Here is a 15,113-nt window from a genome sequence, read left to right as displayed (position 1 = left end):
CGTTTTTTGTTAGGAATTTTGATAAGAGAGGGCGTGCCTGAGTATGTTTTCTGTCGGGTTTTGTGCCAGGCAATCGATGACGGTGCGCTCCGGGATTGAGCGTAGCCAGGTCAGTTGGCGTTTGGCTAGCTGGCGGGTGGCGATGATGCCGCGTTCGCGCATTTCGTTCAGGTCGTAGGCACCGTCCAGATGTTCCCAGGCCTGGCGATAGCCTACGCAACGCATCGATGGCAGGTCGGGGTGCAGGTCGCCGCGTTCGCGCAAGCGGCGTACTTCGTCCAGAAAACCTTGCTCCAGCATGATGTCGAAACGCTTGGCGATGCGTTGATGCAGGACGGTGCGGTCCGATGGTTCCAGCGACAGCGACAGCATGTCGAACGGCATTTCGCTCTTGGGTTGTTGCGCCAGCAAGTCGGACATCGGCTGACCGGTCAGCGCGATGATTTCCAGCGCCCGCTGGATGCGTTGCGAGTCGTTCGGTTTTAAGCGTGCCGCGGTTACCGGATCCAGCGTGGCCAGGCGCGCATGCAGGGCGGGTGTGCCGTCGCGTGCGGCTTCGGCGTCGAGTCCGGCACGTATTGCCTGATCGGCGGCGGGCAGGTCGTCCAGGCCATTCATCAGGGCTTTGAAATACATCATGGTGCCGCCGACCAGCAACGGCAGTTTGCCGCGTGCGGCAATCTCGTTTACCAGTCGTCTGGTATCGATGAGGAATTGGGCAACCGAGTAGGCATCGGCCGGATCGATGATGTCGATCAGGTGATGTGGTGCCGAGGCGAGTTCGGCGGCGCTCGGTTTGGCCGTGCCTATGTCCATCTCGCGGTACACCAGGGCGGAATCGACCGAGATGATTTCTGCGGGAATATGGCGGGCAATTTCCAGCGCGGCGGCGGTTTTGCCCGATGCGGTCGGCCCCATGATGGCAATGACTTTTTGACGCGTGCTCATGCTGCTTGCCCAATCTGCCTGGATGAAAATAGAGGCATGCTATTGACCACGCAAAAACATTTTATCCAGATCGTTCAATCCCAATTGCACCCAGGTCGGGCGACCGTGATTGCACTGGTCGGCCCGTTCGGTCTGCTCCATCTGGCGCAGCAGGGCGTTCATTTCGAGCATGGTCAGGCTGCGGTTGGCGCGCACCGCAGTGTGGCAGGCCAGGGTGCCTAATAATTCGTTGCGGCGATCGATCAGCACGCGCGAGCCGCCGAATTCCCGGACTTCGCGCAAGACATCGCGTGCCAGCGATTGGGCATCGGCATTTTTTAATAAAGCCGGTACCGAGCGCACTGCCAGCGTGGTCGGGGAGATCGCCGCAATATCGAAACCCAGCGCCTGCAAGGTGGCCTGATGTTCTTCTGCCGTGCCGACTTCCACGCCATCGGCATAAAACGTGATGGGGATCAGCATTGGCTGTACCGGCATGCTATTCGCATCGAGCGCATTTTTTAACTGTTCATACAAGATGCGTTCATGTGCCGCATGCATATCGACCAGCACCAGGCCTTTGCTGTTTTGTGCCAGCACGTAGACGCCGTGCAATTGCGCCAGTGCAAAGCCGAGCGGATGTTCATCGTCCGGCAGTTCAGCGCCGCCTATCGGACTTGAATTGCCTGATTTTCCGTCATCATTCCGCTCCCGCGCAAACAAGGCGCCGTAATTTTGCAGGCTCTGGGCAACGCCAGCCGGATTATTGTTTTGCGCCGCATAACCGTAATTGCTTTGGCCCAGCGGCTGCGGTGAGAAGTGCGCTCCAAACGTGGTTTGCTCGCCGCCGAGCCAGGGCATCCGGCCATTCGATTGTGTGCCGCTCAGCTGCGGCGCCATCGCAGTGGCAGGCGCAGGCACGGTACCAAATGCGGTAGCCGAGGTCTGTGCTAGCGCGCGATTGACCGCGTGAAAAACAAACTGATGCACCGCACGACTATCGCGGAAGCGCACTTCAATTTTTGAGGGATGGACATTCACATCGACCAGTGCCGGATCGAGGTCGAGCGCCAGCACATACGATGGATAGCGGTCGCCGTGCAACACATCCTGATACGCGGCACGAACGGCATGGGTGAGTAATTTATCCCGGACAAAGCGGCCATTCACGTAGAAAAATTGCGCATCGGCGCGGCCTTTGGATGCGGTCGGCAAGCCGATAAAGCCGTGCAGGCGCAACGGTCCTGCGCTCTCATCGAGTGGCAGGCGCGCATTGGCAAAGGCTTCGCCGAGAATATGCGCGCTGCGCTTGTCGATGGCGCTGACGTTCCAGTGATCGACCGCCTTGCCGTTATGCGACAACGAGAAGGTGACATCGGGGCGCGCCAATGCAATGCGGCGTACCACTTCGGCGCAATGGCCGAATTCGGTTTGTTCCGATTTTAAAAATTTACGGCGGGCCGGGGTGTTGTAGTACAGATCCTGCACATCGACCGTAGTGCCTTGCGCGCCGGAGGCGGGAGAGATTTTGCCATTCTCGATCTGCCATGCATGCGGCGCTTCTGCCGTGCGGGTAGTCAGTGTCAGCAAGGCAACCGAAGCGATCGACGCCAAAGCCTCGCCGCGAAAGCCCAGGGTCGCCACGTTCTCCAGTTCCGTCAGCGAGGCGATCTTGGAGGTGGCATGGCGGGCGACCGCCAGCGGTAATTGATCGGCCGGAATGCCGCGCCCATTGTCGCTGATCGCGATGCGTTTGACGCCACCTTCTTCGAGCCGTATTTGAATACTGCTGGAACCTGCATCGAGGGCGTTTTCCAGTAATTCCTTGACCACTGCCGACGGACGCTCAACCACTTCGCCAGCGGCGATTTGGGAGATCAGCTGATCAGACAGGGCTTGGATGGGGCGGTGGGGAGTGGATGGCGCATTCATCCCAGGATTATACCTGTGCTCGTCATCAAATTTGGGCGGTCGTTAGTGTATGATTGCGCCGCTACCGAGGAGAATTATGGATTTCATGCAGTTATTGGACATGATTTTGCATGTCGATAAAACATTAGGATTGGTGATAGAGCAATACGGCACGTTGGTGTATATCGTTTTATTTGCCATTATTTTTTCTGAAACCGCATTTGTGATCCTGCCGTTTTTACCTGGCGACTCGCTGTTGTTTATCGCCGGTACATTTGCCGCACGCGGTGATATGGATCTCTGGCTACTGATTACCTTGCTAATTGCGGCATCGATTTCGGGTAATTCGCTGAACTATTGGATAGGCAGCATGATCGGTCATAAAGTGCTGGAACGCGAGCACAAATGGATAGACCGCAACGCCATCAAAAAGACCCATGAATTTTATGAAAAGCATGGCGGCAAGACCGTCGTGCTGGCGCGCTTCGTACCGCTGGTGCGTACTTTCGCGCCTTTCGTTGCGGGTTTGTCGGACATGACGCACAAGACCTTCCAGATCTACAACGTGGTCGGTGCCTTGTTCTGGGTATTTTCCGTGGTACTGGCCGGCTATTTCTTCGGCAATATCCCTTTTGTGCGCGAACATCTGAATGCCATTGTGCTGGTCGGCGTCGGTGCTGCCGTGTTCCCGATTATCCTCGGCGGATTGTGGAAAATTGGCAGAGGCATGTTGAGAGAGTAATCAAGCCGGTCAGATTCACAACATCTCAGGTCAGGCGATTTTTCGCCAGCGGCGGATTTCTGGAAAAATACTTCTTAATTCCCTTGACCACGGCATCGGCCATCTGATCCTGATAATTGTCGTCCGTGAGTTTGGCCTCTTCTTCGGGATTCGAGATGAAGGCGCTCTCGATCAGGATGCTTGGGATATCCGGTGCTTTGAGTACCGCAAATCCCGCCTGCTCGACCGCGCCTTTGTGCAGGCGGTTGATGCCGCTGATTTCACTGAGTACGACCTTGCCCAGCTTCAGGCTATCGTTGATCTGTGCGGTGGTGGACAGGTCGAGCAAGACGCTGGCGAGTTGTTTGTCGTGAGTTTTGATGTTGACGCCGCCGATCAGGTCGGCCGCGTTTTCTTTATCTGCCAGCCAGCGGGCCGCGCTAGAGCTCGCGCCTTTTTCCGACAGGACAAATACCGACGAACCGCGGGCACTGGAATTGACGAAGGCATCGGCATGCACCGACATGAACAAGTCGGCCTGCACGGCGCGGGCTTTTTGTACGCGCACATTCAGCGGTACAAAATAATCGCCGTCGCGGGTCAGCATCACGCGCATATTCGGAATTAGCTCGATCTTGGCTTTCAGGCGCTTGGCAATCGACAGTACGACGTCTTTTTCGCGACTGCCGCCGCGACCGATTGCTCCCGGATCTTCGCCGCCATGACCGGGATCGATCGCGATGGTGATCATGCGCGTCAGGAGCGGTGTCTTTGCCGGGTTTTTATCGGATTCCGCTACTGCCGGATCGGCTTTGTGGTCCGGTTTGTTGTCGAACTTGGCGTCAGGTTTGCCATCGCTCTTAGGCTGCGTTACATCCTTGGGCAAGTCTTGATGCCAGTCACCCTTTTCTATCATCGCCGCGATCGGGTCGGGCGGGTTGGCGGGGTAGAGATCGAACACCAGCCTGTGCTGATAATTGCCGACCGGTTGCAGCGTGAAGACTTGCGGATTGACTTCTTCTTTCAGGTCGAAAACCAGGCGGACTACATTCGGCCGGTTTTGTCCGACCCGCACTTGTTTGATATAAGGATCGTTCGACTGGATTTTGGCGACCAGTTCTTTGAGCGTGGGATTGAGTTCTATGCCCTCGATATCGACCACCAGCCGCTCGGGATTCTTGACGATGAAATGACTGGTTTTGAGGTCGCTATTATTTTCTAAAGTCACGCGGGTGTAATCTTCGGCAGGCCAGACGCGTACTGCCAGGATCTGTGCCGCCATCGCTGCCAGGGCGACCTCGGGCGCCATGATGGAAATGAGTAGCGTGCTCCCCGCCTTGAGGATGGTGCGGCGTTTTTTTGCAGCGGGTGGCGTGCTTACAGGTTGGGAGCGAAATTCAGTTTTGCTAAACATTCATTACCTTTGTCAGACAAGGCTTGCAATTCTACCTCACGGCCATGACCCGCGATGCGTAAAAAGATATGCAGATCGGCGGGCGGCAAGATGCCTGCGGCTTTTTCCGGCCATTCGATAATACAGACGGTGCGCTCATTGAATTCTTCGCGGAAACCGGCTTCTAAAAATTCTTCTGGGCTAGTCATGCGATACAGATCAAAATGCATGATCTTGACGTCTTGCCCCTGTAGCTGGACTTGATAAATTTCAACCAGGTTATAAGTCGGACTTTTTACATGACCTTGATGACCAGCCGCATGCAGCAGGGCGCGGGCCAGAGCGGTTTTGCCGGCCCCCAGATCGCCATGCAGATAGATGCTGAAACCGGCGCGCAGATGTAAGGCGAGGCGCTTGCCCAGTGCTTGCGTAGCGGCTTCATCCGCCAGGGTCGTTTTATAATGAGACATTTGCCGTAACACGTTAAACATGAAATTTCATCACACATCATACCGCGTCGGAAGTCATTAATGTACGAAGATGCGCACGAACGATCGCGAGAGCAAGCCGATTTGGCGGCGCTGACGCAGGAGATCAAAGCCTGGGGCAAGCAGCTCGGTTTTGCGGAGCTGGGCATTGCCGGCATCGACCTGAGTCACGCCGAGCCGGGTTTGCAAGCCTGGCTCGCTGCCGGTCATCACGGCGAGATGGCGTATATGGCGGCCCACGGCATGAAGCGGGCCCGCCCGGCGGAACTGGTGCCGGGAACGGTACGGGTGATCTCTGCCCGTATGAATTATTTGCCGAAAAGCGGCGACGCCGATTGGCGAGTCAAAGAGCGGGCGCAAATGCAGGTGGCGGATACCGCCGTGATTTCAGTGTATGCGCGCGGCCGCGATTATCACAAGGTATTGCGCAATCGCCTGCAGCAACTCGCTGAAAAAATCGAAGCCAGGATAGGCGCGCTCGGTTATCGGGTGTTTACCGATTCGGCACCGGTGCTGGAAGTCGAACTGGCGGCCAAGGCGGGGATAGGCTGGCGCGGCAAACATACCTTGTTGCTGAATCGCGATGTCGGCTCGATGTTTTTTCTCGGCGAAATTCTGGTCGATATTCCTTTGCCGGTCGATACGCCTGTCAGCGACCATTGCGGACAATGCCGCGCGTGCATCGATGTCTGTCCGACCCGGGCGATCATCGCGCCATATCAGCTCGATGCGCGGCGTTGCATTTCGTATCTCACGATAGAGCTGCACGGCAGTATCCCGGTCGAGCTGCGGCCTTTGATCGGCAATCGCGTGTATGGCTGCGATGATTGCCAGTTATTTTGTCCCTGGAATAAATTCGCGCAGCAAGCCAGCGTCGATGATTTCGACGTACGCAACGGTCTCGACCATGCCAGTATGGTGAACCTGTTTGCGTGGAGCGAAGCGCAGTTCATGCGCTATCTTGAAGGCAGCCCGATACGTCGCATAGGACATCAGCGCTGGCTGCGCAATCTCGCGGTCGGACTGGGGAATGCCGCAGGCAGCATGCGCGGCGACGCGGCCATCGTGCAGGCACTGCAAGCACAGTTGCAGCATCCGTCCGGGCTGGTCCGCGAGCATGTCATTTGGGCCTTGCAACAGCATGGCGTTGAATCTTAGGCAAAATTATTTAATGCGCCAGAGATAACCAGAACGGCAGCGTCATCGCCGACAGCATGGTGCTGGCCGATATCAGGAAGGCGACAAACGGCGCATTGCCCCCCATGCGTGCCGCCAGCACATAGGCGCTTGAAGCGGTTGGCAGGGCGCAAAAAATCACCACGATTTGCAATTGCAGCACAGGCAGTTGCATCCAGCGACCAAGCAGCAGCGCGATCAGCGGCAGCACGATTAACTTGATGGTCAGGAAATAACTCGCCATTCCCTTGGCCTGATGCAGCGCCGACAAGCGCATGCCAGCGCCGACCGCCAGCAGGCCGAGCGCAATCGAGGCGTTGCCCAGACGCGACAAGGTCGCATTGATCGCCTCGTGTACCGGGATCTGACACAGATTGACGATGACGCCGGACGCAGTGCCGATCACCAGCGGATTCCTGGCGATTTCGAGCAGGAGTTTGCCGCTATTGTGGGCGAGCGCATACACCGCTGCCATATTGCACAAGGGGACCAGAAAGCCGATCAGCAATGCCATCAATGCCGTGCCCTGATCGCCAGCGAGGCGCGATGCCAGCGCCAGCGCGATGTACGAGTTGAAGCGAAATGCGGTTTGCACACCGGACTCAAACACCCTGGGTGCGCTGTTGAAAAAATATTTGGCGAGAGAGCCGAGTCCCATGCCGCAGGCGGTCGCGATGAAGGCGATTTGCAGAAAATGACCGGTGGCCGTGAAGTTGAACGGCGTGCGCGAAGTGGTATAAAACAGCAGTGCCGGGAACATCAGGTAGTACACAATTTTTTCCACGCCGGCCCAAAAATGGCCGCCCCAATTCGCAAAGCGGGCGAGCAAAAAGCCCAGTACGATGAGGGCAAAATCAGGGACGAGGAGGGTGGCTACAGACATGGGTAGATACGCTTACTGGATGGGAGTATATTTTATGTGCGCCGTAAAATAAGCGGAAAAGGCATTGTATTTAACTATACTCCCCATAAAATGAAAAGAGTATGCGTATAACTACGAATGGCCGGCACCCAAGCAAGGACGTATGCAAAAACGAAAACCTCTTAACACAGAGGCACAGAGAAAACCGCGAGAAAATAAAGCAGAACATGACAGAGCGGTATTTCTCCTGCTTTTCCTCTGTGGCCCGGCGTCTTTGTGGTGAACGATTTTATATATGCTCTCGCTATTTATCTAAGTCCTGAAACCTACTTCAGCAAGCCAGCTAATTCGACCGCAGTTTTGACCTGCATCTTGTCGAAGATATGCGCCCTGTGCACTTCGACCGTGCGCATGCTGATGCCGAGTTGATCGGCGATCACCTTGTTCATCTTGCCGAGCAGGATCAGGTCGAGCACTTCACGTTCACGAGCCGACAAAGTCGCGAGGCGCTCATGGATCGCCGCCGAGGCGCCGGCTTCGCGCGATTGCGCCAGCGCTTCCTGAACCCGGTCCATGAGTTTGTTGTCGTTAAACGGCTTTTCAAAAAAATCGAAGGCACCGCGCTTCAATGTGTCGACGGCCATCGGCACATCGCCATGTCCGGTTAAAAAAATCACCGGCAAGCGGCGCGTCAGCTGGCGTGTTGCCAGCATGTCGAACAAGGCGGTGCCGCTGATGCCGGGCATCCGTACATCTAATAGCAGGCAATCGCCTTGCGGGTCGAATTGCAGGGGATGCTCGAGTGCGGATAAAAATTTTTCGGCGGAGCCGTAGCTGGTCGCTGCAATATTTCGCGAGCGCGCCAGCCAGGACAGTGCGTCCCTGACGGCATCTTCATCATCCACAATGTGCAGCATAAGCTCAGTCTCCGAAGGATTTTTGGCGGGAGCGTGACCGCTCTCTTTTGGTTTTTTTAGAATACCGAAATACAAACAGGGATTTAGCAAAACGGAAAACTGTTTACCTAAGCCCATATTGAACCCGCAAGCGAGATGAGGCTTTCAGAGGCATTTCGTGCCAAAAGGCGCACCCAGCTTGCGGGTTCATTTTTAGATCAACGTTCCGTAGAGCTTGTTACTCTTGCCTTTCCTCTGTGTCTCGGTGGTTAGGGGGTTTTTTGCGTAAGCCTTAACCAATTAAACAGGCAGCGAAAACCTGAAGATAGTACCACCAGCGGGATTGTCCTGATGACTGAGCTGGCCGCCGTGGAACTCAATGGCCGTGCGGCAGATGTTCAATCCCATCCCCATGCCCCCCGATTTGGTCGAGAAAAACGGTGAAAATAGTTGCGCTGCGATTTCTGCCGAAATGCCATGACCGCGATCGATTACTTCGACCACGATGCAATGGCTGACAGCCTGCGCAACCGGTTTTTGTTCCGCGCTACAGCCGGACTCCTGCCTGACCACGATGCGCAGCACGCATAGCTCGGGCGGATTATTTTGCATGGATTCGATGGCATTGCGGGTCAGGTTCAGGATCACCTGCTCCAGCAGCAGCCGGTCTGCCTGCACCAGGGGCAGGCGCTCGGCAATCGCATACTGGATTTTGACGTACGTGGTTTGCGCCTGTAATTCAACCAGCGGCATCACGCTTTGCATCAGGACTGCCATATCAACCGGCTCGCGAGTCGCTTCGCGCTTTTTGACGAACTCATGCACGCTGCGAATGATCTGCCCGGCACGCTGCGCTTGTGCATTGGCCTTATCCAAGGCACTCAACAGCAATTGCTTGTCGTCGGGATTGCTGTGATCGGATTGCAGCAGATTGATGGCGCCGGTGGTGTAACTCGAAATCGCCGCCAGCGGTTGATTCAGCTCATGCGCGAGTATCGACGCCATCTCGCCCATGGTCGCGAGGCGGGCGCTGGCATGTAGCATCTCTTGCTGCTGGCGGGCCAGTTCCTGCGCGCGTTTTAATTCCGAGATATCCAGAATCGAACTCATCCAGCCGGTCTGCACGCCGTTGTCGTTGACCAGTGGCGACTCATAAATCAATACCGGAAAACGCTCACCGCTGGCGCGTTGATAAATCGTCTCAAAGCCTTCTGATGGCACCGTACCCGCCAGCAATTGCGTAAACCGCTGGCGATATTCTTCATACGCCTCGGGCGCCCAATACGGCATGGGCGGCAATCGTCCGACGATATTCTCCGCCGGATGCTCGACCATTTTGCAAAACGCCGGATTCACATAGGTGAGCCGGCCTTCCATGTCGCGCGCGCGCAAACCGGTGATCAGCGAATTCTCCATCGCGGTCCTGAACGAGACTTGCTGGCGCAGCGCACCTTCTGCGGCCAGGCGGCGATTGATATCGCGCCATAGCGCGAGCAGGCTCCAGATCAAACCGATCGATAGCAGGATGACCGATAGCACCAGCAAATTGGAGAGCAGTTTCGGCTCGCTCTTATTGCTATTGGTGCGCAGCATCAGTGTGACGTTAGGCAGGTCGAGTGCGCGATTGTGGGTGTAGACATTTTTACCCGGACCGCCGGAGGAACGTTTGGCATAGATTTTTTCATCGAGATCGATAATCGAGATTTCGTTTTCCTGCGCGAACCACCATGGCACCATTTCTTCCAGTATGCCGGACAGATAATACGTGACGACGATGCTGCCGACGCGACGATTGGCGTTGATCAAGGGGATCTGGCAACTCATCAGATAGGTTTTTTTATTTGCCTGGTCTGCCACCGGTGCCAGGCAGCGTAATTTGCGATCGATCTCTGCTGCATTGAATTCTGGCGGTTCTGAAACTGGCTTGCGCTGGCTGGGGTCGGTCGCAGTATCGGCGGTCGACGCGACTACAACATCATGATGGTCGAACCAGACAATGCGCTGTATCTCCCGATTGCTTTTCAATAGCGTCTTAAAGCGCTCACGCACCAGTGGCGGCGATAGTTTTCCCGCGCTGATTTCCGTGCCGATCTGGCGCAACATTTCTTCATCGCGCCCCAATTGAAACTGGATCGCTTGTTCTACCCACAAAGTATCCGCGATCAATTGCTCTTGCCGTTCATTGGCCTCCATCCTTTGCGCTTGCCAGGGGAGCCAGATCAAGGTGGTAACGAATAAGCTGACCAGTAAGATCGGTAATAGCCAGCGCCATCGCTGATTCGGCCAGGCTCGGGATTTTGCGGAGGTTTTCATCATCCTGCTAGTGTAACGTCGTCAAACCTAGTCAGTCATCTGTTGTATTAGCGGATGATTGTGGTTATCCACAGTTGCCTGAACTACCCGGCCAACGAATAATCGCTGCATAAAAGTAAGATCCTTATAATTTTCCGGAGACTAAAATGAAACTCACATCCCTATGGTGTTCCCTGCTGCTGGCATCGGTAGTCAGTGGCGCAGCATTTGCGCAGGCACCGATCGTGATCAAATTCAGCCATGTAGTAGCGAACGATACGCCGAAAGGCAAAGCCGCAGAACGCTTTAAAGAACTCGCTGAAAAAAATACCAAAGGCCGCGTCAAAGTCGAACTGTATCCAAATAGTACGCTGTACAAGGATAAAGAAGAGCTGGAAGCCTTGCAATTGGGCGCAGTGCAAATGCTGGCGCCGTCGCTGGCGAAATTCGGCCCGCTTGGCGTCAAAGAATTCGAAGTATTCGATCTGCCGTATATCTTCCCGTTTAAAGATACCTTGCATCAGGTTACCGAAGGCCCTATCGGTAAAGCGCTGTTAAAAAAACTCGAACCAAAAGGCATCACCGGACTGGCCTTCTGGGATAACGGTTTCAAGATCATGTCAGCCAACAAACCCTTGCGCACGCCGGCCGATTTTAAAGGTTTGAAGATGCGTATCCAGTCATCCAAAGTGTTGGATGCGGAGATGCGTGCGCTCGGCGCCAATCCGCAAGTGCTGGCATTCTCCGAGGTGTATCAGGCGCTGCAAACCGGCGTAGTCGATGGTACGGAAAATCCGCCATCGAATATGTACACGCAAAAAATGCATGAGGTCCAGAAGCATGTCACCGTATCCAATCACGGCTACCTTGGTTATGCCGTCATCGTCAATAAGAAATTCTGGGATAGCCTGCCGGCCGATATCCGTACCGAACTCGAGTCGGCGATGAAGAATGCAACGATTTATGCAAACGCGATTGCCGACCAGGAAAATGGCCGCGCTCTGGACGCGATACGTAAAGCCGGTAAAACCACGATCTACGAATTGACTCCGGCTGAGAAAAATGAATGGCGCAAAGCCTTGTTGCCGGTCCAGACCGAGATGGAAGGCCGCATCGGCAAAGACCTGATTGCGTCGATCCGCAAGCTGTCAGCGTCTTCCGGCGAAAAATAAAATCGTAAAAGGGGGCATGCGCTCCCTTCGTTTCGATTCTTATTTGCTCATCTGATGCAGGGGCTGCGCGTGCCTGCTTTCGGACCTGAGCCTCATTTACACTTACCCGCAGAGGGCTTATGAAATTTCTCGATCACCTGGAAGAGTGGATTATCGCCATGCTCATGGGCGGCGCCACGTTCATCATTTTTGTCTCGGTACTTCATCGTTACGGCACGGGCTTCCGTATTCCGCTGCTCCAGGATTGGCTGCTGTCATTGCATTTTAGCTGGGCACAGGAGCTGTGCATCATCATGTTCGTCTGGATGGCAAAATTCGGCGCAGCGTATGGCGTGCGCGCCGGCGTGCATGTCGGCGTCGATGTGCTGGTCGTCCGCCTGCCCGCCGAGTGGCGTAATGCCACTGTGTACACCGCGCTGACATGCGGGGCAATTTTTACCGGCATCATCGGCACCCTGGGCTTGACCTTTGTATGGGAAAACGGCATGCATTATGCCCTGGTTCATGCACTCGGGATGAATCCCGGCGATCTGTCGGAAGGTCCCACCACGCCGGACCTCGAATGGCCGACCTGGGCTGTGTATTCTGCGGTCTGGATGGGCTCCTACCTGATGTGTTTCCGTTTTCTGCAGGTGGCCTACATCTTTTATCGCACCGGCGAATTGCCGCAACATGATCATGCCCACGTCGAAGGCTTGAGCGATGAAGAAAACGCTGTTCAATTACCTGCTTCGACTGCAATGAAAGGCGGTGTGTAATGAGTGCCACGATGGATACACTCGGCATCAGGCAGATGTCAAAGCAGCGCGCTACCATCGTCCTGATCGGTATTGGCCTGGCACTTGGGTCCTTATGCCTGTTTGGCAAAGTCGGCATCGTATTTGCCTTGCTGATTGCGTTGATGCTGACCGGCATTCCTGTTTCCATTGCGCTCGGCCTGACGGTGCTGATGTTCATGTACCTGCTGACTCAGGTACCGATTGAAGCGGTGGCACTGAAACTGTTCACCGGCATAGAAAAATTCGAGATCATGGCGATCCCGTTTTTTATCCTGGCTGGTAATTTCCTGACGCATGGCGGGGTGGCCAAACGGATGATCAATTTCGCTACCAGCATGGTCGGTCACTGGCATGGCGGACTGGCTCTGGCCGGGATTATTTCCTGTGCGATGTTTGCGCTGGTGTGCGGCTCCAGCGTCGCTACCGTGGTCGCGATCGGCTCCATCATTTTGCCGGCGATGGTCAAGCAAGGTTACCCAAAACAGTTCGGTGCCGGCGTCATTATCACGGCGGGTTCGCTTGGCATCCTGATGTTGCCGTCGATTCCCAAAGTGATCTACGCGATCTCGACCAATACGTCGATTGGCGCCTTGTTCGTCGCCGGTTTGTTCCCGGGCATGCTGCTGACAGCGATGTTATGCACGACTACTTGGTTCCTGGCCAGGAAAAACGGTTACCCCCGCATGAAAAAGGCGACCTGGGGTGAACGTTGGAAAGCGTTTCGCGAGAGCGTCTGGGGATTGCTGCTGGTAGTGATCATCATCGGCGGTATCTACAGCGGTATTTTCACGGCGACCGAAGCGGCAGCGATGAGCGCAGTGTACGCCTTCCTGATTTCGGTTTTTGTGTATAAGGACATGAAGATCGTCAACACCCCCAAGGTCCTGGTCAATTCGGCAGCATTGTCAGCCATGCTGCTGTATATCATTACCAACGCGGTGTTGTTTTCCTTCCTGATGGCGCATGAAAATATCCCGCAGCTGATGGCCGACTGGATACTCGGAAAAGAACTGGGCCGCGCGGGTTTCCTGTTCTTTACCAATATCCTGCTGCTGTTAGCCGGTAACGTGATGGAACCATCCTCGATCATCCTCGTCATGGCGCCGATTCTGCATCCTGCCGCCATTCGTCTTGGCATCGACTCCGTGCATTTCGGTATCCTGATCGACGCCAATATGGAGGTCGGACTCTGTCATCCGCCGGTCGGACTGAATCTCTACGTCGCCAGCGGCATTTCTAAAATGAGCATCACCGAACTGACGGTCGCCGTCATGCCCTGGCTATGTACGATGCTGGTGTTCCTGGTGATTGTCACATATTGGCCGGGACTGTCGTTGTGGCTGCCGCGCGCCATGGGGATGATGTAGGTGGGCTGTCATCCCCACATGATTCACCAAAACAGGGATTGCTGAAGCAGTCGTGGCAGCGATGCCACGACTGCCGGCTACAGCAGGCCCGGCATGTCAATTAATCACGTGCTGCAAATTTTCACCCAATTTCCTCGACTGGATTAAAAATAAAAGTTGGATAAAGCCGTAGTTGCCTTGAGTAAATACGGCTTTGTTGATTTTGGGATTAAAGAAATTTGTCTTGTCCAGCACAATTTTTCGTAAACCACGTATTTATACTTATATGCAACAGCGCCCTTTTTTTGTGCGTAATCAATTTGAAACGCACAAAATTGCATGCTATATTCTTGGCAGATTGAAATTTAGCAGTAAGCTTCTAAAATAAAATAAAATTAAATGTAGTTATATGGATTTATAAGGCGGTAGTGCATAAAAACGGTATCGATACCGTAAGACACTGAGGAGACGCGCGTTTTAATACAAGCTGAGTGCTAAAAAAGTAAGATAGCGCTAAACAGCCCGAAACGCGAAAGAAGTTTTAAAGGCGCATCGTCTGATGCGCCTTTTTTCTTTGTGGTTTTGCTATAGTCAATTATTTCCTCATTTTCTCTTAGGATTACCATGCAAGACAGAGAAACGGGCATCTTTGCTGCGATCGTCCATGCGCCTTTCGGTGCTATTGGCATCCGTACAGAATCTCAGTTGATTACCGAGCTGGTGTATTTGCCGCCGCGTTTTCCTGACAAAGCACCTGCCGACATAGTCGCAGAGAAGGCGGCAAAACAAATCGAGCGTTATCTGGCTGAACCCGATTACCGTTTTAATTTGCCTTTAAAAAAAGTCGGTAGCGTGTTTCAAACCAAAGTCTGGCAAGCGATCGCCTCGATTCCGCGCGGGGAAGTCCTGACGTATGGGCAAATCGCCAGACATATACAATCAGCGCCACGTGCGGTAGGGCAGGCCTGCGGTGCGAATTGGTTCCCCTTAGTGATTCCATGCCATCGAGTGACTGCCGCAGGCGGCCTTGGCGGCTTTGCGCATCATGACGACGAGACCGGCTTTCATCTCGGCGTGAAGCGCTGGTTACTGACACATGAGGGTGTAGCGGGCTACACCCAGGAGTCTTTGTGGCAGTCGAATTAGCTGA

At 54.6% G+C, this 15,113-nt stretch carries 13 protein-coding genes; 6 read left to right on the top strand and 7 right to left on the bottom strand.

The features are described from left to right. Nucleotides 1-9: 9 nt before the first annotated feature. Complete coding sequence (gene miaA, locus LPB67_RS11960; protein WP_262837488.1) at nucleotides 10-948, bottom strand: tRNA (adenosine(37)-N6)-dimethylallyltransferase MiaA; 939 nt, start codon at nucleotides 946-948, stop codon at nucleotides 10-12. Between the two features lie 39 nt (nucleotides 949-987). After that, nucleotides 988-2,859: a DNA mismatch repair endonuclease MutL gene (mutL, locus tag LPB67_RS11955; protein WP_262837487.1), complete on the bottom strand. Its 1,872-nt coding sequence runs from the start codon at nucleotides 2,857-2,859 to the stop codon at nucleotides 988-990. Nucleotides 2,860-2,935: 76 nt separating this feature from the next. On the opposite strand from mutL, the gene LPB67_RS11950 reads away from it, so the two are divergent. Further along, entirely contained in the window at nucleotides 2,936-3,580 is a 645-nt protein-coding gene (locus LPB67_RS11950) for a VTT domain-containing protein (RefSeq protein ID WP_262837486.1), read from the top strand. Nucleotides 3,581-3,605: 25 nt separating this feature from the next. Here the strand turns inward: LPB67_RS11950 and LPB67_RS11945 are convergent, their stop codons facing one another. Further along, complete coding sequence (locus LPB67_RS11945; RefSeq protein WP_262837485.1) at nucleotides 3,606-4,973, bottom strand: N-acetylmuramoyl-L-alanine amidase; 1,368 nt, start codon at nucleotides 4,971-4,973, stop codon at nucleotides 3,606-3,608. Then, nucleotides 4,937-5,422, bottom strand: a complete 486-nt coding sequence (tsaE, locus tag LPB67_RS11940) for a tRNA (adenosine(37)-N6)-threonylcarbamoyltransferase complex ATPase subunit type 1 TsaE (RefSeq protein ID WP_262837484.1) — start codon at nucleotides 5,420-5,422, stop codon at nucleotides 4,937-4,939. The genes LPB67_RS11945 and tsaE overlap by 37 nt, the downstream gene beginning before the upstream one ends. Before the next feature lie 60 nt (nucleotides 5,423-5,482). On the opposite strand from tsaE, the gene queG reads away from it, so the two are divergent. Further along, the gene (gene queG, locus LPB67_RS11935; protein ID WP_262837483.1) at nucleotides 5,483-6,598 is read left to right on the top strand and encodes a tRNA epoxyqueuosine(34) reductase QueG; all 1,116 of its coding nucleotides are present in this window, start codon (nucleotides 5,483-5,485) and stop codon (nucleotides 6,596-6,598) included. A 10-nt stretch (nucleotides 6,599-6,608) separates the two neighbouring features. On the opposite strand, the gene LPB67_RS11930 is transcribed toward queG, so the two are convergent. The 3 genes from LPB67_RS11930 to LPB67_RS11920 all read right to left on the bottom strand — a co-directional run bounded on the left by LPB67_RS11930 (nucleotide 6,609) and on the right by LPB67_RS11920 (nucleotide 10,687). Next, nucleotides 6,609-7,499 carry an AEC family transporter gene (locus tag LPB67_RS11930; RefSeq protein ID WP_262837482.1) on the bottom strand — a complete coding sequence of 297 codons (891 nt, stop codon included), beginning with the start codon at nucleotides 7,497-7,499 and terminating at the stop codon, nucleotides 6,609-6,611. A 305-nt stretch (nucleotides 7,500-7,804) separates the two neighbouring features. Next, on the bottom strand, nucleotides 7,805-8,395 hold the full coding sequence (locus LPB67_RS11925) for a response regulator transcription factor (protein WP_262837481.1): 591 nt from the start codon (nucleotides 8,393-8,395) through the stop codon (nucleotides 7,805-7,807). Between the two features lie 279 nt (nucleotides 8,396-8,674). After that, nucleotides 8,675-10,687, bottom strand: coding sequence for a two-component system sensor histidine kinase NtrB (locus LPB67_RS11920; protein ID WP_262837480.1), 2,013 nt, complete (start codon nucleotides 10,685-10,687; stop codon nucleotides 8,675-8,677). A gap of 146 nt (nucleotides 10,688-10,833) precedes the next feature. Between LPB67_RS11920 and LPB67_RS11915 the strand changes: the two genes are divergently transcribed. The 4 genes from LPB67_RS11915 to LPB67_RS11900 all read left to right on the top strand — a co-directional run bounded on the left by LPB67_RS11915 (nucleotide 10,834) and on the right by LPB67_RS11900 (nucleotide 15,109). Continuing rightward, nucleotides 10,834-11,838, top strand: coding sequence for a TRAP transporter substrate-binding protein (locus LPB67_RS11915; protein WP_262837479.1), 1,005 nt, complete (start codon nucleotides 10,834-10,836; stop codon nucleotides 11,836-11,838). Nucleotides 11,839-11,957: 119 nt separating this feature from the next. Next, nucleotides 11,958-12,596, top strand: a complete 639-nt coding sequence (locus LPB67_RS11910; protein ID WP_262837478.1) for a TRAP transporter small permease — start codon at nucleotides 11,958-11,960, stop codon at nucleotides 12,594-12,596. 143 nt (nucleotides 12,597-12,739) lie between these two features. Continuing rightward, on the top strand, nucleotides 12,740-13,984 hold the full coding sequence (locus LPB67_RS11905; RefSeq protein ID WP_410482742.1) for a TRAP transporter large permease: 1,245 nt from the start codon (nucleotides 12,740-12,742) through the stop codon (nucleotides 13,982-13,984). A gap of 603 nt (nucleotides 13,985-14,587) precedes the next feature. Beyond that, complete coding sequence (locus tag LPB67_RS11900; protein ID WP_262837476.1) at nucleotides 14,588-15,109, top strand: methylated-DNA--[protein]-cysteine S-methyltransferase; 522 nt, start codon at nucleotides 14,588-14,590, stop codon at nucleotides 15,107-15,109. Nucleotides 15,110-15,113 lie beyond the last annotated feature (4 nt).

The sequence above is a fragment of the Undibacterium sp. Jales W-56 genome, from assembly GCF_025548535.1.
GTDB lineage: Bacteria > Pseudomonadota > Gammaproteobacteria > Burkholderiales > Burkholderiaceae_D > Undibacterium.
The sequence above is the reverse complement of the archived record's forward strand: the minus strand, read 5'-3'. Positions and strand labels throughout refer to the sequence as shown.